This is a genomic window from Campylobacter concisus (genome assembly GCF_902460665.1).
Classification (GTDB): Bacteria; Campylobacterota; Campylobacteria; order Campylobacterales; family Campylobacteraceae; genus Campylobacter_A; species Campylobacter_A concisus_AL.
Genome location: NZ_CABPUR010000002.1, coordinates 379,444 through 396,273, shown reverse-complemented (window position 1 = coordinate 396,273; position 16,830 = coordinate 379,444). Strand labels below are relative to the sequence as shown.

Genomic DNA, 16,830 nt, shown 5'->3' with positions numbered 1-16,830 from the left:
TTTTTATCTAAACTAATAAATTTTATCAACAAAATTTTTTATATATTTAATAATTCGTGCTAACATTTCAAAAATTTATTTAAGGAGAGTAGATGAAAAAAATTTTACTTTTAGGAGCTGTTTGTTGTATGTTGTCAGCTGATGTTAAAACCGTTAATATAAGCCCAGATGAGATCAAAAAATATGATCAGATTATCGATATAAGAACTCCATCTGAGTGGCAAGAGACTGGTGTTATCGCAGGTGCAAAGACTATAACTTTTAATCCAAACGATAAGAGTGCATTTTTAGAGGAGCTTTCAAAGGCAGTTGATATTAAAAAACCTATTGCTCTTGTTTGTAGAAGTGGCAGAAGAAGCACAGCAGCAGCCGCAGCGATAGATAGCTCAGATCTTAAGATAATAAATTTAGATGGAGGTATGAGTAGCTTGATCGAGCAAGGCTATAAAACTACGCCTTATAAAAAATAAACAAATTTTGTAATCCTATATTTGACTATAAGATAAATTTATTTTGTAGTCAAATTTTATATCAAATAATAAAATTTATTATTTGATTAACTACCGATTAACTCTAACTATATATAATTTCATCATATTTATAATAAAAAAGGAGACAAAATGTCAAAAGTTATTTTACAATTAAATGTTATTCAGGCTGATGCAAATGCACTTTATATTAAATTTCACGATCTTCACTGGAATGTAAAAGGTATTCAATTTTTTAGCGTTCATGAATACACAGAAAAAGCTTACGAAGATATGAGTGAGATATTTGACGATGCAGCTGAGAGAGCTCTCATGCTTGGTGGCAGACCTATCGTCAAGGCTGAGGAGCTAGCAAAAGTTACTCACATCAAACACGAGCCAAAAGAAATTTACACTCCAACTGAGGTTTTAGAGATTGTCTTGGCTGATTATAAACACCTTTTGGGCGAGTTTAAAAAGCTTGACGAGCTTGCAGAAGGCGATACAACAACTCAAATGTATGCACAAGATCAAATCGCAAAATTTGAAAAAGCGATCTGGATGCTAAACGCAACACTTAGCAAATAACTACTAGCGGGAGTTTTCCCGCTCTATCTAAATAAATTCTACTTTTTGGCGATATTGATTTTATAAATTCTAAGGAGCCAAAATGAAAATTTCTCAAATTACAAACTCATATAATAATTCAAGCTTAAAAGAAAATGTAAAATCAGAAATTTCACTTCATAAAGATAAAAAGGATATCTCTAAAAAAGAGTCTGAAATTACAAATTTAACAGCCAAAGATATTTCAAATAGCTACTTTTTGCAGTATCAAAAAGAGATTGTTAAAAATAGTAGTTCAAATTTATTAGCTCAAGGTGGCTTAAGCTTTAATGTGCCTAAAAATTTATCAGAAATTTTATCAGGACTTGATCTTGTAAGTACCGGCTATAACGGTAAATCTTTAAACGAGCTAAGTAGTGACGAGGCAAATGATCTTATTAGTGAGAATGGATTTTTTGGTATCGCAAATACGGCTGATAGGATAGCTAGCTTTGTGCTAAATAGTGCAGGCGATGACGTGGAAAAACTAAAAGCTGGTAGAGAGGGTGTGGCAAAGGGTTTTGAGGATGCGAAGAAAATTTGGAGAGGTGAGCTTCCTGAAATTTCACAAAAGACTATTGAAAAGACCCTTGAGACACTTGATAAAAAGATCGCCGAGCTTGGCGGTAACGTTTTAAATGTTTCAGCTTAACTATCTTAGGCAGGCTCGCCTAAGATAAATTTGTATGATCGTGTATATAAATTTAGATACGAGCCTTTAATTTTCCGCAAAATTTATTTAATCTTAAAAGTTATACTTCGCCATTTTACGCTAAGGAGAAGAGATGAAAGCTAAAATTTTACTTCCACTGGCAACTGCTATCATGTTTTTGGGTTGCTCATTTTTTGAGGACAACCCACCAGTGCGAAAACAGCCAAGACAGGTCATGCAAAATACACCAGCAAAAAGCTCGATCAAAGGTTTTATAAAAGAGGTTACATATAAAGATTCAAAATACTGCTATGAAATAGTGGCGAGCGATACAAAAAACCACAAACTCAATAAAGCAAATTTTTGTGCAAATAGATACTATTATGATAAAGGCGACTTGGTCTATGCGACCTTTTATGCAGATAAACTTATAGATATGCTTCTTATAAAAGAGGGCGGCTCTCGTGGCTTATATAATGGTATAAAAAAGCCGCAAAATGAAGTGGTTATTAAAAGAAAAAATGTAAAAACAAATATCGAAGTACCAAAAGAGGAAAAAATTTCTTTTTAATTACCGTTGATTTACTGCTTGCTTATATAATTTCAACAGCAATCAAAACTAGAACTCCTTTTAAGGGGCAAAGCAATAGCCCCTTTTTCTTTTTACTCATTTTAATTTTTATCCTTAGTCTGTTTAAAATTATCAACTTTTATCTATTCTTGATTAATTACGGTAAACGATCGGTAACTGAAATTAAAAATTTTAAGCTTCATATTAAATTTTATTGATTATAATCGTCAGCACAAAAACCTTAAAAGGAGAAAAAATGAAACTAACAAAAATTAGTTTAGCCGCTTTGGTTGCTTTAGGTGCGTTTTCAAGCGTAGCAAGTGCTACTCCACTTGAAGAAGCTATAAAAAATGTAGATCTTTCAGGATTTGCAAGATATAGATATACAAATACTAGAGATAAAAGTGCTGATGCTTCAGCAACTCCTTCAGAAAATAGAAGTGATGCAAAACATAACTTTAAAATGATTACAAATTTTAAAGCTGCCATCGATGATAACTTCTTTGGTGTTATCGGCCTAAGATATAATGCAAATGACGGTTCAGGCGATAATGCTAAAGCTGGAACAGATAAAACAAATACAACTGATTCATTTAAAGTTTATCAATTTTATCTAGGCTACAAAGTAGGTGCTACTACTATAACAGCTGGTAAACAAGTTATAGGTTCATACTTTACTGATGATGCTGTCGGTACTGGTGTAAGAATAGTAAATGAAGATATCGAAGGTCTTACTTTAACAGCTCTAGCTTTTGATGCTATTGAAGGTGATGATACAGAAAGTGATGGTGATTTCTATGCGGCTAAAAATTCAAACAATGAAGATGTGAATAGACTAGATGTTTATGATGTTGGTAATTTATATGCAGTTGGCATCGCTGGTTCATATGATCCTATCAATTTCCAACTATGGTATGCTAGCCTAACAAATCTAGCTGATCTACTTGCAGCTGATGTTTCAGCAAATTTTGCTATTAATGATGATGTTAGCTTAGGCGGTAGAGTTAACTATATAAATACCACTGTAGATAAAAGTGCAAAAGCACATCTTTCTAAAGGTATAGATGAATCTAATGGCGTTGCAAACTATAATGATGGTAACTTCTATGCTGGCGAACTTACAGCTTCACTATTTGGCTTTGATTTGAGAGCTGGTTATATGGGTTGGAAAGTTGATAATAAAGGTGTAACATCATTTGCTCTTGAAGATAAAGGCAGTCTAATAGATGTTGGCGAGCTTACACTTGATCCAACTTGGGCTGATGGAAAAGCAAACCTAGTATATGGAACAGCTGGATATACATTTGATAAATTTACAGTTGGTGTTGATTACATAAAAGGCCACATTAAACACGCTGCAGCTCCTGGCAAAAATGGCAAAGAAAAAGTTGAAGAGGTTACCCCAAGATTTGCATATGAATATAGCAAAAAGCTAACATTTAGCTCATACTATGCATTCAAAACTTCAAAATTTGCTGATGAGGCTAAAAACAAAGAAGATCAATTCAGATTTGAAGCTAAATACTCATTCTAATCGTAGCTAATTAATCAACTTATGATATAATCCCGGGTCGGAAGCAATCTGATCCGGGATTTTTAAATTTAGAGCAAAATTTCAAGGAAAGTTATGAAAAGTATTAAAATTTCTTTTTTGGCGTGTTTTTTGGTGGCAAATGCCTTTGCAGCTTCACAAGTCTACTATATAGAAGCTCGTGGTGAGTTTGGTAAAGAACTTGCTGAAATGGCAAAAAAGCAGGCTAATGATAGAAATGAAAAAGTAAATGTCTATGTTGATGAAGATCCAAGACGCTATAAAGATAATAGAATTTTAAAATTGGGCGTTGATAGAAAGGGTAGATATAGTGTTTCTTTGGGTAAGGAGCTTTATGAAAAGCAATGTGCTAGCTGTCATGGCGAGAATGCTGATAAAAGGCCATTTGGTTCAACACCTCTAAAAAATATGGATGCTAAAGATATTGAAGATAGCATCATCTCTTATAGAAGTGACTCAAGTTTTGGCGGAAGTGGCAAAAATGTAATGCAAAACCAAGCTAAAATTATTTCAAATAATGATCTTGGCGCGATTCTCGCCTATCTAAAAGGTAAAGATGCATTTGCTGAACAAGACACAAATGAGAACAAGCCGGTCTCTACTCAAACAAAGCAAGGCAGTTATTTAAGATAAGTTTCACTTTGATAGCTTTGTCATAATATAAATAAAAGGAAGCAGATGTTAAATCCAAAATCATTATTTTTAAGTATGGGCTCAGCTATCATTTTGATGATAATCTTTGCCATAGCTAGCGGAGCCGCTACGATAATAGAAAGTAAAACTAGCACAGAAGCTGCATGGTACTATGTTTATGGTGCCAGCTGGTTTGCACTCATTCAACTACTTCTTGGTATAAATTTGGCCTATAATATCTTTAGATATAACTTAATAGATCCCAAAAAACTCCCTTCGCTTATCTTTCACCTTGGTTTTATCGTTATCTTAATCGGTGCCGGAATAACAAGATATCTTGGCTTTGAGGCTGATATGCATATAAGAGAAAAAACTCAGTCAAATATCGTTACGACAAAAATATCCTATTTAAATTTAACCGCATTAAACGATAATGGAGAAGAGATAAACGCTGCTTTGCCACTAGGAATTTCTGATGCAAAAAAAGGTTTTGACTTAAAGCTAAAGATAGCAGATAATGAAGCTAATTTAAAATTTAAAGAATTTGTGCCAAATGCAAGTTATAAGTTTGTGGATGATAAAAACGGGCAACCAGTAGTGGAATTTGTGGTTTCAAACGAGAGTGAAAGTGAAGAAATCTTCTTGTTAGAAGAAGAGGAAGCAAGAGTTGCAGATATTAGTTTTATCTTTAATGCTAAGCCAGATGAGAGTAAAAAATATGTGCTTTTTAAATTAGTGGACGGAAATTTCACAGTTACTTCAAATACTGATCTTTCAAAATTTACAATGAGTGATAGCTCAAAAACTGAGTTAAAAGCTGGTAGTGTAAATGATTTTGGCATGGGCAGTCTTTATACTATTTCAAATATAAATTTTGCTCCAAGATTAGTTTCGACTCATGCTTTAAGAAAGCTAGTTAGCACAAAAGATAGCGAATTTAACGCCTTGATAGCTGAATTAAATTATAAAGGCGAGAGTAAAGAGATGCATATTTTTTATAACCTAACAGAGCCTTCACGCTTAGCTGTGGCTGGACAAAAATTTAACGCTTCATGGGGTGCGCAGCAAGTTAAACTCCCGTTTAGCTTATACTTAAAAGACTTTGAGCTTAAAAGATATCCTGGCTCAAATTCTCCTATGAGCTATTCAAGTGAAGTTATCGTAAAAGATGATACAAACATGTCAGGGCTTGACTATAAAATTTATATGAATCACGTGCTTGACTATGATGGTTATAGATTTTTCCAAAGTTCATACGATACAGATGAAAAAGGAACCATTCTCTCTGTAAATAAAGATCCAGGCAAGATACCAACTTATATCGGCTACTTTCTACTTGGACTTGGCTTTGTGTTAAATGTTGTAAATCCTGGTAGCCGCTTTAGAAAGCTAGCTAAGTTAATAGACAATGAATCAACAAAAGGTGGTAAAAAGGTTGTTGCTCTTATTGCCATGATGCTTTTAAGTTTAAATTTTAGCTCATTAAAGGCTGAAGACTTTTTGCCTAATATCAGCAAAGAGCACACACAAAAGCTTTCTAGACTTATTGTGCAAAGCTCAGATGGTAGAATGAAGCCATTTGACACTCTTAGTAAAGAAATTTTAAATAAAATACATAGAAGCGAGAACATAAATAGCCTAAACTCTAATCAAGCTATGCTTTCAATAATGGTAACGCCTGATTTTTGGCGAAATGAAAAAATTATCTCACTTGGACAAAGCAAGGAGCTAAAAAAAGAGCTTGGCATAGATGAAAATGCAAAGTATGCAAGTTTTAATGATTTTTTTAGAGCCACAAAAGATGGCGGAAGTGAATATAAACTCACAAAATTTGCTGAAATTGCTAATCGTAAGCATCCTGGATCACGCAATACATTTGATAAAGATGTGATCAAGATCGATGAGAGATTGAATGTTTTTTATATGATATTTATTGGTGAAATTTTTAAAATTTTTCCAAAACAAGATGACCCATCAAACTCTTGGTATTCGCCTGCTAGTGCAATGATGTACTTTCCGCCTAAGGAGGCCAATCTAGTCATTAATATGATGAGAGAGTATTTTGCAGCAGTTGATGCAGCAACAAAAGATAATGATTGGAGCAAGGCTGATGCCGCACTTGATAAAATTTCAGCCTATCAGCAAAAGTATGGTTCTGCTGTAATGCCAAGTGAAGAAAAGATAAATATAGAAATTTTGTTTAATAAAATTCAAATTTTTGAGCGATTGACGCCGGTTTATCTTTTGGCTGGCCTTGCGCTTTTATTTTTTGTTTTTGTCAAAATGCTAGCTCCAAAGGTTCAGATAAATGGCATTGTAAAGATTGTGTATATTATAAATTTACTAGCTTTTCTTGCTCATACTGTCGGACTTGGACTTCGTTGGTACATTGCTGAGCATGCGCCTTGGAGTAATGCTTATGAATCAATGGTCTATATCGCTTGGGCTTTAGGATTTTCTGGTATCGTCTTTGCAAAACGTAGCCCTATCGCTCTTGCTCTTACGTCTATATTGGCTGGTGTTACATTGTTTGTTGCGCACCTTAGCTGGATGGATCCACAGATCACTACACTTGTGCCAGTGCTTCAAAGCTACTGGCTAACAATACATGTTTCCGTCATTACTGCAAGTTATGGATTTTTAGGGCTTTGCGCGTTACTTGGTGGCTTTACACTATTGCTTATCATTTTGCAAAATAAGAAAAAGCCAAATGCAGAAATTTCTCGCAATATCCTCGAAGCTACCCGTATAAATGAGATGGCTATGATACTAGGACTTAGCTTGCTTACTCTTGGAAATTTCCTAGGCGGTGTCTGGGCGAACGAGAGTTGGGGCAGATATTGGGGCTGGGACAGCAAGGAGACTTGGGCGCTAGTTTCGATACTTGTTTATGCTGCAGTTCTTCATATAAGATTTATTCCAAAGCTAAACAATCAATATGCATTTGCAGTTGCTTCGTTCTTTGCTTATTGGTCGATTATTATGACTTATTTTGGTGTAAATTTTTATTTAGCTGGCATGCACTCGTATGCAGCTGGCGATCCATTACCAGTACCTGATTTTGTCTGGATTAGTATTGTAATAATGGTGCTTATGAGTGTTTTAGCATTTACAAAGCGATCACTTTGCTCAAGGCTTTAGATGCTAATAAAAGGTCTAATAGTTTTCTTTATTGTATTGCTATTAATTGCAATTTGCGCGTTAATCTATCTACTTTTAAGAAATAGAGATTATAGCGCCGAAATAAAGGACCTTGCATTAGAAAAAGAAGAGATAACGATCGAAAAGCTTGAAAAGCTTGCCGGTGATAATAGCCTAAGTAAAAACGAGCTTTTCGAACTTATTCAAATTTTTGTAGGAAATTTTAGTATACCAGCTAAAAATAACCAAGTCATGCCAAAAGAGGCAAACAACTATATAAATTTTATAATTTTAATCTGCTCTCATAAAAATTCTGATGCAAAGCTCATTAGTTTTTTAGACAAAGAGGCTAAAAAGAAAAACCCAAGCTACATTGTCGAAATAGAAGAGAGTGAGAAAATCGGCATAGAAAATCGCAAAAATCGTAGATAAATTTATTCAAAAAAGTGTAGTTAAAATATCTTAAAATTAAGTTTGGTATAAAATGAGTTCTTATGATATTGATTCTATGTATGTGATATTTCTTATTCTCTTTTCAATCGTATTGCCTATATTTTTAATAATTCCTTCAGGTAGATATAACATAAAGGTTTATGCGAGTAAATTTGATCTAATTGGACTTCATATAATTTTTCCAATCATTATATTACCTACTTTGGTAAGTGCTTTTATTTTAGTTTGTAGCTTTTTAAATATTTCAGATTATACTGGTTTAAGCTTTGTATTCTATGCTTTTTTAATTTTAATGATAGCCTATATAATTTATGGCTTTTATGTTTGTATCAGATATAACTACGGCTTTTTTCATTGTATCGTAGCGCTTTTCTTAAGATTTAATTATATTATGCCGCTTATTTATCTGCTCTTTTTAGGCGGAAAAAACTACAAAGATGACAAAGAGGTAACCTCTAAAAATATGAGAGGCTTAAATCTTTTTGATCAGTTTAGATTTTCTATTTATAATTTAATTGCTATTAGAAACTAAAAGTATTTTAAGAGCATTAAAGATTTTGCAATTAGAGAAAATGCCAAAAAGCAAGAGAAATTTTTATATTTAGCTTTTGCTTAGTTTTTATATCTTTCTTATCCTTAAATTTTAGTCTAAAGCAGGTTTTTGTTTTGTCTTATCGTTTTTAAGCTTATCTTTTTTGGCTTCAAACTCAGCTATTACATTTGCATCAGGAAATAAATATCCATCCTCAATCATCAGATCAACTGCTTTTTTAAACATAGGTAAGGCACTTTGAGCACCGAAGTAGTAGTAAGGTCTTTTAGGATCCCTTGCTAAAACGCCTATTGTGTAGCTATTGCCTCTTGTGTCATTTGCAAAGCCAAAAAATGAGCCATTGTATGTATTGCTGTATCCACCACTACCTGAAGCAATGTGTGCAGTTCCAGTCTTGCCACCTATCTCAAGCCCTGGCGTAAAGGCTTTTAGTCCAGTACCTTTCTCAACCGTTTTTATTAAAATTCTCTTCATTATCTTTGCGGTTTCTTGTGATATAACTTGAGCTGGCTCGGACTTTGGCAAATCGTATCTTTTTCCATTTCTCTCTAAGTAGGCAACCATGTGAGGAGTAACTTCAATGCCTTTATTATTAAATGTATTATAGGCTTTTAAAAGCTGCATAAATGTAGCTTGCAAGCCGTATCCGTAGCTCACAGTCGCCTTATATGTCGATGAGTTTAGCTTTGTAACTGTTGGCATCATACCTACTTGCTCGTAAGGTAGATCTATGCCAGTCTTTCTTGAAAAGCCAAAATTTAAAAGTCCTTGATAAATTTGTGGCCCATTTAAACGCTCAACAAGCTGAATCATGCCGATGTTTGAACTGTGTACGATTATATCTTCAGCGCTCATAAAAGGCTCTGGATGGGTATCTTTGATTATCCTTTTGCCAAGTTGGTATCGGCCATTATAGGTATTTACAAGCTCAAATGGATTTACTTTCTTCTCTTGAAGTAAGATAGAAAATATAAATGGCTTAAAAACCGAGCCAACTTCATAAGCATATTCACTAACGGTAGAGTTTAGAGCGCTATAATCTTGCTTTCTTATATTCGAAGGATCATATCTTGAGCTAGAGGCTAGGGCTAAAATTTCTCCATTTTTGCTATTCATTATGCATATAACTAACTCTTTTGCATCTAGAAATTCACGCTTTTCATCTAAAATTTGCTCTAGTTTGGTTTGAAATTTAAGCGGTATAGAAAGCACCGCATTGTAGCCATCTACTCTTGTTGCTAAATTTGAGTCACTTGTTAAAATGATATTATTTCCAATATCACGAGGCCCTAAAATTTTTGCATTTTGTATAGGGGCTAAATAATCTTCATAATATCTCTCAAGACCTTTTACGCCTTTGCTTTTTGTAAGTGTATCACTTTCAGTTTTGCTCACGTAGCCAATAGCTGGTGTGAGGGCATCTTTTGACATAAATTTACGATTTTGGCCGCTCTCCATTACTCTCATGCCCTGAAATGAAGCAAGTCCTGTTTTTGGATCAAGGTATGAAACCAAAATGCTCTTGCGATTTAGCTTTCTTGAGAGCTCTTGAAGGTAGGTAGCACCCTTTGCATCAATACTGTATGAGAGCGTAACGATACCTTTTGTGCCATTTATGATCTTTCTTACTTTGTTTGGATCGTCGCCGCTGTAAAGCGAATATAGCTTGATAAACATCTCTTTTTTATTAGGATCAATATTTCTAGTATCAAGCATCACTTTGTAAAGCTTTTGACTTGAAGAGATGCTAAAGCCATCTTTTGTGATTATGTTACCACGAATTGCTGTATTTATATCGCTTGTTTGAAGCCTAGGAAGCTTTCGCTCGATACTTGCTCTATAAAATATGACAAGTACGAATATTGAAATTCCAAAAGTAATTAATAAAAAAAGTATGGTTATTTTTGATTTTCTGGAATTCATTAATGACTTAAATTTGTGTTCTAGAAATTTCTTTATAAGCACTTAGTGCTTTGTTGCGAATTTCTAGCATAAGCTTCATGCTAGTCTCTGCTTTGCCTATCGCAATAGCAGCTTGGTGAAGATCTTTTACCTCGCCAGTTGCAAGATCAGCTATGGCTTTATCAGCGTTTATTTGAACCTTGTTTAGCTCTTTTAAAGAGTCGTTTAGAGCATTTTCGAAGTCGCCTTCTTCGCCTGCTTTTGCTATTTTATTTGAATTTTCATTTTTATTTATTTTGTCTAAATTTATACTATTTATCATTATGCTTGTCCTGAAATAAGTGATATCGCACTTTGTGCTATTGTTTTTGCGTTTTGAAAGGCTGCCACGTTTGCTTGGTATGCCCTTGTTGCTTCAAGCAGGTCAGACATCTCAATGACCGGATTTATATTTGGAAATGCGACGTAGCCATTTGCGTTTGCATCTGGATGGCTCGGGTCGTATTTTAGCTGAAAGTCCTTATCGTCACGCACCACTTTATCTACGATCACACTAGTTAGGGCAGGGTGAGCGTTTCTTGGTGAGCTTGGGTCGTCGAGTGGATTTTCATACTCGAGTAGACTTTGTGAGCTTTTAAGCTGATCGTTTAAAATTTTATCAAAATTCATCTCTTTAAAGATCACCTCTTGTCTTCTATATGGTCCACCTTCAGCCGTTCTTGTGGTTTGAGCATTTGCTATGTTTGAGCTGATGACGTTCATCCTGAAGCGTTGCGCACTTAGTCCGTATCCACTAATATCAAAATCATTTAAGTATGACATCATCTCTCCTAGTTCTTAGCACTTGCGTCTATTACGCTTTTAAAGATATTGCTTTGAGCCTTGTAGGCGTTATCAAGGGCGTTTATCATAACTGTATTTTTGCCCATTTCTGTTGTTTCCACGTCAAGGTCGACTGTATTTGCGTCATTTCTAGCCATATGACCATCACGCAAGAAAATTTGAGCTGTGTCGCTTTTTGGAAAATCAACTGCAGCCATATGCGCTTCGTTTGTCTTAGCAAGTTGTAGTTTTTTTTGGCTTGAAGTGTTATAAATTTCATTTGCTTTTTCTTTTAAAACATCTTCAAATCTTATATCTCTAGCTTTATAAAATGGTGTATCAACGTTTGCAAGATTGCCAGAGATTAGTTTTTGGCGTAGTTCTCTGCCTGCAAGAGCTGATTCAACAAGTGGGCTAGATTTTGATTTATCTAAAACAAACATTTAAAATCCTTATGAAATTTCACACTTTTATAAGCAAACTATGTTCCAAATATAGAGCAAATTTATTTTGTCTCATAAATTTTTGCCAGATCTTCTTTCATTTTTGTGACTTTTATACCACCAAGATAGTATTTTACCCCGTATTGTCCGCTATCTACGTCTGTTAAAATTTGATATTCGCCATTTTTTATCACTACTTTAAAAGGTAGTGCGATCTCGTGTTTATATTCGATGTCTCTTACGATCTGCTCGGCAAGTCTATCATTTATCTTTTGATCGTTTGTTATGAAATAGTAGGCGTTAAATTTTTGCATAAATTCGTGCAAAACATACTCATTTGTGACGTTTTCAAAGTGAGTTAGTCCAACTAGCGTAAATTTATCTTTGTTTTCAAGCTGATATTTTGTAAGTTCAGCTGCCTCTTTTTGGCAAGGCGGGCAAAATGTGCCAAAAATGTCGATCATTAAAACCTTATTTTCATCATTTTTGATAGCAAAGCCGTGATCTTTTCTAACTAAAGTAAGCTCCTTGCCGCTTACGTCTATAAGCTTAACCTCTTCATTTGGGCTAAATTCTTTAAAATTTGTACTGCTGCTCTCGTCCTCACCGCAACCAAAAAAAGTAAATAAAGCGATTATTAAAACAATTAATTTCTTCATCTTATCCCTTAAACATATCTTTTTATGGCAGCTCTTGCCTCTTTGTCTGCCTCGCGTCTTTTTAGAGTCTCGCGTTTATCGTGTAAATTTTTACCTTTTGCAAGGGCAAGCCTTGCTTTTACGATGTTTTTATCACTTAGATAAAGTGCTAAAACAACCAAAGTAAGACCATCTTGTGAGACTTGACCGAAAATTTTATCGATCTGCTTTCTATGCATCAAAAGTTTTCTGGCTGCTCGCTCATTTGGACGAAATGCGCTATGTGTGGTCTCAAGATAGCTGATATGGGCGTTTAGTAAGAAAAGTTCGCCTTTTATGACACGTACAAAGCTATCTTTTAGATTTGCTCTACCAGCCCTTAGAGCTTTGACTTCGCTGCCTTTTAAAACGATGCCAGCCTCGAAGGTCTCAAGTATGCTAAAGTCGTGCAAAGCTTTCTTGTTTTTTGCTAGATCTTTTATCAAAATTTTACCTTTTATTTTACGCTAAATACGCTACTGCCGCTGCCGCTTAGAAATTTATCCCTAAACTCATTCATTTGTGGATAGAGCTTAAAGCATGGGGCAAAAAGATCGTTTAGCTCCTCGTTTTTATAAATTTCAAGTAGCTCTTTGCTCTTTAAATTTTGCATCTTTTTTGCAGCATTAACGTCTATGTATTGTAAGAAATTGCTTCTAAATTCTTGATAAACCATCGGTGTGGAGCAAAAAACATTTGGCGTGAAGATACTTAAATTTGGCACTTCATCGTCAAATTCTTCTATGATCTCGCCTATGCCGCTTACATTTGCTGCCTTGTAACCACTTACAAAAAAGGCCACATCTGCGCCGATTTTAGAGGCTATTTGCATCAAATTTTCGCGTTTTATATTTAAATTTAGCTCGTCATTTACCATTAGTAAAAAGGTGGCAGCGTTTGAACTGCCTCCTCCTAGACCAGCACCTATTGGGATTTGTTTGTTGATGATGATTTTGTGAGAGCTAAAAAACTCATCTAGCTCGTTTGAAAAGCCAGCTCTTTTTAGCTCGTCTATCGCTTTTTGGATGATGTTATCTTTTATATCGTGGTTGTTACATTCTATGGCAAACGAATCTGACTTTTTAAAATAAATTTCGTCAAAAAGCTGCTCACAGAGGATAAAGCGCGATAAAATTTCGTGGTAGCTGCCTCTAGTACCAACTATCTTTAAAAATACATTTATCTTTGCAAAGCTTTTCATTTCTCGATTTTTTTGGCTAGCTCGTAGATATCGGCTTCACTTGCAGTTTTTGTGGCATGGATATTTTCGTTTTTGATATCGTTTGCCAGTTCGCTTCTTAGTATCATTGTATTTCGTGGCGCTTCTATACCGAGTTTAACGGTATTTTTTGAAATATTTACTATGACAACTTTTATGTCATTTCCTATTAAAATTTCTTCATTTTCTTTTCTTGCTAGGATTAACATTTTTCAACCTTATTTAGAGTGTAATTTATAGTATCATCCGTGATTTGGATTACGCTCATAAATTTATCATAATTTAGCAAATAAATTCCTTGCTTTTGTGTTTCAAAATCGTTAATTTTTAATTTCTTACCATCAAGAATATCATTTATGTCCCCAAAGTATGTATTTTTCTGAATATTTAAAAAATCACAAATATTCAAAAATTTTTCATTTTCGTAGCAAAATTTGCCTTCACTTATCCTTTTTAATGAGCTTAAAGTTACATTATAACCAAGTCTTTTCCCAAAAATTTCTGCATACGAACGGATATAACTTCCTTCACTTACGCTTAGACGGATAGCTAAAAATGGGTGCGAGTAGTTTAAAATTTGGCTATCAAAAATTTCCATCGTTTCTGTCTTTAGCTCAAATTCTTCGCCGTTTCTAGCTAGCTTGTAGGCTCTTGTACCATTTACATGCTTGGCACTAAATTTTGGTGGGATGTAGCTTATTCTGCCAGTCAGTTCGCCTCTTATGGCTTCAAGTTTTTCTAAATTTATCTCTTTTACATTTGAAATTTCAGTGATATTTTCATTATCCATGCTAGGACTACTTGCCCCTAGCCAGATCGTCGCTTCATAGACTTTTGGACTTTTGTCTAAAAATCTAAAAAATTTCGTATACGAGCCAAAAGCGACTATTAAACAACCGCTTGCAAATGGATCAAGTGTGCCTGAAAACCCAGCCTTTTTAACGCCGTATTTTCTCTTTAGTCGCCCTAAAAAGTGGTTTGAGCTCATGCCAGCTGGCTTATTTGCCACGAAGATGGCGTTCATACGGCCTTTTCCACGAAGCTTGACATTATTTCTCTTACATTGCCACCAAAATTTATGGTCAGTTTAAACTCTTTTTTGATCTTGCTAACCGCGCTCACTCTGCCGATACCAAAAATTTTATGTTTAACAAGGTCACCTTTTTTAAATTCATTACTCTGTTCGATGACTAGCGAGCCATGCGTGATACCGCTCTCACTTAAAAATCTGCTTTTATTTAGCCTCGTGCGCTGACCTTTGTAAAAGCGCGAATTTGCAAAGCTTAGACTAAGTGTTTTTTTGGCTCTTGTTATCGCCACATAAGCAAGTCTGCGCTCCTCTTCGATGTCGCTTCCATCGCCAATGAGCGGAAAAAATCCCTCTTCAAGGCCGATAACAAAAAGGTGCTCAAACTCAAGTCCCTTGCTCGCATGCACGCTCATGATACTAATAGCCTCATCGCTGATGCCGTCTTGCTCACTTGTTAGCGTGATCTCGTTTAGAAATTCCTCCAGATCAAAGCTTGGATTTTGCTTGATCTGATCTCTTAAAACAGCGTAAAACTCATCGATGTTCGCCGCTCTTTCAGCACCATCTGGCAAGCTCTCGTAGTATTTTTTCACGCCAAATTTAGCTTCAAATTTATCTATCAGGTCAAAAACCGAGCTGCTTTCTTGAAGCTCTTTTAGGTTGTTTGCAAACTCAACAAGAGCTGATTTCACCTTTTTGCTAAAGGCTTCGTCGTTATCAGAGATGTTTGAGATCGCCTCGTAAATGGAAATTTTGCCATCAAATGCCATTTTTTCAAGCTTATCAAGGCTCACTTTGCCCAGTCCTCGTTTTGGGCGGTTGATGATGCGTCTTATTGAAAAGTCATCGTTTGGATTATTTATCAGCCTTAAGTAGCTTATGATATCTTTGATCTCGGCTCGTTCGTAAAATTTAACTCCGCCGACCATTTTATAGGCGATTTGCTCTTTGTTTAGCCCATCTTCAAGCGAGCGAGAGAGCGCGTTTATGCGGTATAAGATCGCAATATCTTTTGCCTGCACACCTTTGCTTAAAAGCTCTTTTATGCATTTTGCGATCTTGCCAGCCTCGACGCTCTCATCAAAGCTCTCTATCAGATTTACGGCCTCGCCTTCGCCTTTTGTGCCCACGAGCTTCTTGCCAAGGCGGTTGCGGTTGTGATCTATTAGTTCGTTTGCAGCCTTTAGTATCGCCTCGCTCGAGCGGTAGTTTTTCTCAAGCCTGATAATCTTTACATCTTTAAACTGATCTTTAAAATTTAAGATATTATCGATCTTTGCGCCGCGCCAGCCGTAGATACTTTGATCATCATCGCCTACGACGCAGATGTTTTCGTGACATAGACAGAGCTTTTTTAGCAGTTTATACTGAAGGTCGTTTGTGTCTTGATACTCATCGACCATTATGTATTTGTATCGGTTTGAAATTTCTCTAGCAAGCTCTTCGTTTTCGTCTAAAATTTTGTATGTGAGCCCGAGCAGATCGTCAAAATCAACAAGGTTGTTTGCCTTTAAATAGTCCTCATATTTTTCATAAATTTGAGCAGCTTGTTTGTAAAAGTTATCCTTGCTCTTGTCAAATGAAGAGAAATTTGCGTTTTTATAGACCTCTTCGACGCTTAAAAGTGAGTTTTTATAGTTTGAAATTTCGCTTGACAAAATTGCAGTTGCGACCGGACTTTCAAAGCTTTTGATGATACGTTTTTTATCGTCTGTGTCGATTATGACGAAGTTATTTTTTCTGCCAAGCTTTTCAATGTAAAGCTTTAAAAATAAAAGTCCGAATTTATGAAATGTGCAAAGCAGTGGCGAGTAGTTTTTGCCACTTTGGCTTAGCATCGTCATGGCTCTACTACGCATCTCGTTGGCGGCTTTGTTTGTAAAAGTAAGAGTTAGTGTATTTGCCGCGTCTATACCGACCTCGCCGATGAGGTAGGCAAGCCTAGTTGTGATGGTCTTTGTCTTGCCGCTGCCAGCTCCTGCAAGTATGAGCATCGGACCATCTATATGAGTAGCTGCTTCGCGCTGAGATTCGTTTAAATTTGATAGTAATTTTTCCATTTTTTGCTTTTTAAATTTTCTTTTGATTTTAGCCAAAAATGCTTAAAAT

Annotated in this window: 19 protein-coding genes; 9 read left to right on the top strand and 10 right to left on the bottom strand. The window is 35.3% G+C overall.

Features of this window, described 5'->3' with window-relative positions; all coding sequences use genetic code 11:
- The first annotated feature begins 92 nt into the window (after positions 1-92).
- The 9 genes from F3G66_RS05320 to F3G66_RS05280 all read left to right on the top strand — a co-directional run bounded on the left by F3G66_RS05320 (position 93) and on the right by F3G66_RS05280 (position 8,607).
- Positions 93-470 (top strand): rhodanese-like domain-containing protein, encoded by a 378-nt coding sequence (locus tag F3G66_RS05320; RefSeq protein WP_021090898.1) that lies wholly within the window; start codon positions 93-95, stop codon positions 468-470.
- A gap of 150 nt (positions 471-620) precedes the next feature.
- On the top strand, positions 621-1,055 hold the full coding sequence (locus F3G66_RS05315; protein WP_021090517.1) for a Dps family protein: 435 nt from the start codon (positions 621-623) through the stop codon (positions 1,053-1,055).
- 82 nt (positions 1,056-1,137) lie between these two features.
- Positions 1,138-1,725 (top strand): hydrogenase-4 component G, encoded by a 588-nt coding sequence (locus F3G66_RS05310; RefSeq protein ID WP_149707389.1) that lies wholly within the window; start codon positions 1,138-1,140, stop codon positions 1,723-1,725.
- Positions 1,726-1,858: 133 nt separating this feature from the next.
- A complete protein-coding gene (locus F3G66_RS05305; protein ID WP_103600636.1) occupies positions 1,859-2,296 on the top strand; it encodes a hypothetical protein in 438 nt (145 codons plus the stop codon).
- Positions 2,297-2,552: 256 nt separating this feature from the next.
- On the top strand, positions 2,553-3,830 hold the full coding sequence (locus F3G66_RS05300) for an OprD family outer membrane porin (RefSeq protein ID WP_103600866.1): 1,278 nt from the start codon (positions 2,553-2,555) through the stop codon (positions 3,828-3,830).
- A 93-nt stretch (positions 3,831-3,923) separates the two neighbouring features.
- On the top strand, positions 3,924-4,481 hold the full coding sequence (locus F3G66_RS05295) for a c-type cytochrome (protein ID WP_149707388.1): 558 nt from the start codon (positions 3,924-3,926) through the stop codon (positions 4,479-4,481).
- Between the two features lie 45 nt (positions 4,482-4,526).
- Positions 4,527-7,622 (top strand): cytochrome c biogenesis protein CcsA, encoded by a 3,096-nt coding sequence (locus F3G66_RS05290; RefSeq protein WP_149707387.1) that lies wholly within the window; start codon positions 4,527-4,529, stop codon positions 7,620-7,622.
- On the top strand, positions 7,623-8,054 hold the full coding sequence (locus F3G66_RS05285; protein WP_103593127.1) for a fatty-acid--CoA ligase: 432 nt from the start codon (positions 7,623-7,625) through the stop codon (positions 8,052-8,054).
- 52 nt (positions 8,055-8,106) lie between these two features.
- Positions 8,107-8,607 (top strand): hypothetical protein, encoded by a 501-nt coding sequence (locus tag F3G66_RS05280; protein ID WP_149707386.1) that lies wholly within the window; start codon positions 8,107-8,109, stop codon positions 8,605-8,607.
- A gap of 111 nt (positions 8,608-8,718) precedes the next feature.
- On the opposite strand, the gene F3G66_RS05275 is transcribed toward F3G66_RS05280, so the two are convergent.
- From F3G66_RS05275 to F3G66_RS05230, 10 genes are all read right to left on the bottom strand, one after another.
- Positions 8,719-10,551 carry a peptidoglycan D,D-transpeptidase FtsI family protein gene (locus F3G66_RS05275; RefSeq protein WP_149707385.1) on the bottom strand — a complete coding sequence of 611 codons (1,833 nt, stop codon included), beginning with the start codon at positions 10,549-10,551 and terminating at the stop codon, positions 8,719-8,721.
- 7 nt (positions 10,552-10,558) lie between these two features.
- Positions 10,559-10,852, bottom strand: a complete 294-nt coding sequence (gene fliE / locus F3G66_RS05270) for a flagellar hook-basal body complex protein FliE (RefSeq protein ID WP_149707384.1) — start codon at positions 10,850-10,852, stop codon at positions 10,559-10,561.
- Positions 10,852-11,352 (bottom strand): flagellar basal body rod protein FlgC, encoded by a 501-nt coding sequence (gene flgC, locus F3G66_RS05265; protein WP_054196420.1) that lies wholly within the window; start codon positions 11,350-11,352, stop codon positions 10,852-10,854. Before flgC ends, fliE begins: the two co-directional genes overlap by 1 nt.
- Before the next feature lie 8 nt (positions 11,353-11,360).
- Positions 11,361-11,795 carry a flagellar basal body rod protein FlgB gene (gene flgB, locus F3G66_RS05260; RefSeq protein WP_054196421.1) on the bottom strand — a complete coding sequence of 145 codons (435 nt, stop codon included), beginning with the start codon at positions 11,793-11,795 and terminating at the stop codon, positions 11,361-11,363.
- Positions 11,796-11,857: 62 nt separating this feature from the next.
- Complete coding sequence (locus tag F3G66_RS05255; protein WP_103619226.1) at positions 11,858-12,454, bottom strand: thioredoxin domain-containing protein; 597 nt, start codon at positions 12,452-12,454, stop codon at positions 11,858-11,860.
- Positions 12,455-12,462: 8 nt separating this feature from the next.
- Positions 12,463-12,915 (bottom strand): SsrA-binding protein SmpB, encoded by a 453-nt coding sequence (smpB, locus tag F3G66_RS05250; RefSeq protein ID WP_035142320.1) that lies wholly within the window; start codon positions 12,913-12,915, stop codon positions 12,463-12,465.
- Between the two features lie 14 nt (positions 12,916-12,929).
- Entirely contained in the window at positions 12,930-13,673 is a 744-nt protein-coding gene (locus F3G66_RS05245; RefSeq protein ID WP_149707383.1) for a 4-(cytidine 5'-diphospho)-2-C-methyl-D-erythritol kinase, read from the bottom strand.
- On the bottom strand, positions 13,670-13,900 hold the full coding sequence (gene csrA, locus F3G66_RS05240; RefSeq protein WP_087576853.1) for a carbon storage regulator CsrA: 231 nt from the start codon (positions 13,898-13,900) through the stop codon (positions 13,670-13,672). Before csrA ends, F3G66_RS05245 begins: the two co-directional genes overlap by 4 nt.
- Positions 13,894-14,715 (bottom strand): tRNA pseudouridine(55) synthase TruB, encoded by an 822-nt coding sequence (gene truB, locus F3G66_RS05235; RefSeq protein WP_103589477.1) that lies wholly within the window; start codon positions 14,713-14,715, stop codon positions 13,894-13,896. Before truB ends, csrA begins: the two co-directional genes overlap by 7 nt.
- The gene (locus tag F3G66_RS05230) at positions 14,712-16,781 is read right to left on the bottom strand and encodes an ATP-dependent helicase (RefSeq protein WP_149707382.1); all 2,070 of its coding nucleotides are present in this window, start codon (positions 16,779-16,781) and stop codon (positions 14,712-14,714) included. Before F3G66_RS05230 ends, truB begins: the two co-directional genes overlap by 4 nt.
- Positions 16,782-16,830: the final 49 nt, after the last annotated feature.

Excerpts from the sequence above, each read along its gene's own strand:
- F3G66_RS05320 (WP_021090898.1), top strand. The coding sequence starts at position 93 with ATGAAAAAAATTTTACTTTTAGGAGCTGTTTGTTGTATGTTGTCAGCT.
- F3G66_RS05315 (WP_021090517.1), top strand. The coding sequence starts at position 621 with ATGTCAAAAGTTATTTTACAATTAAATGTTATTCAGGCTGATGCAAAT.
- F3G66_RS05310 (WP_149707389.1), top strand. The coding sequence starts at position 1,138 with ATGAAAATTTCTCAAATTACAAACTCATATAATAATTCAAGCTTAAAA.
- F3G66_RS05305 (WP_103600636.1), top strand. The coding sequence starts at position 1,859 with ATGAAAGCTAAAATTTTACTTCCACTGGCAACTGCTATCATGTTTTTG.
- F3G66_RS05300 (WP_103600866.1), top strand. The coding sequence starts at position 2,553 with ATGAAACTAACAAAAATTAGTTTAGCCGCTTTGGTTGCTTTAGGTGCG.
- F3G66_RS05295 (WP_149707388.1), top strand. The coding sequence starts at position 3,924 with ATGAAAAGTATTAAAATTTCTTTTTTGGCGTGTTTTTTGGTGGCAAAT.
- F3G66_RS05290 (WP_149707387.1), top strand. The coding sequence starts at position 4,527 with ATGTTAAATCCAAAATCATTATTTTTAAGTATGGGCTCAGCTATCATT.
- F3G66_RS05285 (WP_103593127.1), top strand. The coding sequence starts at position 7,623 with ATGCTAATAAAAGGTCTAATAGTTTTCTTTATTGTATTGCTATTAATT.
- F3G66_RS05280 (WP_149707386.1), top strand. The coding sequence starts at position 8,107 with ATGAGTTCTTATGATATTGATTCTATGTATGTGATATTTCTTATTCTC.
- F3G66_RS05275 (WP_149707385.1), bottom strand. The coding sequence starts at position 10,551 with ATGAATTCCAGAAAATCAAAAATAACCATACTTTTTTTATTAATTACT.
- fliE (WP_149707384.1), bottom strand. The coding sequence starts at position 10,852 with ATGATAAATAGTATAAATTTAGACAAAATAAATAAAAATGAAAATTCA.
- flgC (WP_054196420.1), bottom strand. The coding sequence starts at position 11,352 with ATGTCATACTTAAATGATTTTGATATTAGTGGATACGGACTAAGTGCG.
- flgB (WP_054196421.1), bottom strand. The coding sequence starts at position 11,795 with ATGTTTGTTTTAGATAAATCAAAATCTAGCCCACTTGTTGAATCAGCT.
- F3G66_RS05255 (WP_103619226.1), bottom strand. The coding sequence starts at position 12,454 with ATGAAGAAATTAATTGTTTTAATAATCGCTTTATTTACTTTTTTTGGT.
- F3G66_RS05245 (WP_149707383.1), bottom strand. The coding sequence starts at position 13,673 with ATGAAAAGCTTTGCAAAGATAAATGTATTTTTAAAGATAGTTGGTACT.
- csrA (WP_087576853.1), bottom strand. The coding sequence starts at position 13,900 with ATGTTAATCCTAGCAAGAAAAGAAAATGAAGAAATTTTAATAGGAAAT.
- truB (WP_103589477.1), bottom strand. The coding sequence starts at position 14,715 with ATGAACGCCATCTTCGTGGCAAATAAGCCAGCTGGCATGAGCTCAAAC.
- F3G66_RS05230 (WP_149707382.1), bottom strand. The coding sequence starts at position 16,781 with ATGGAAAAATTACTATCAAATTTAAACGAATCTCAGCGCGAAGCAGCT.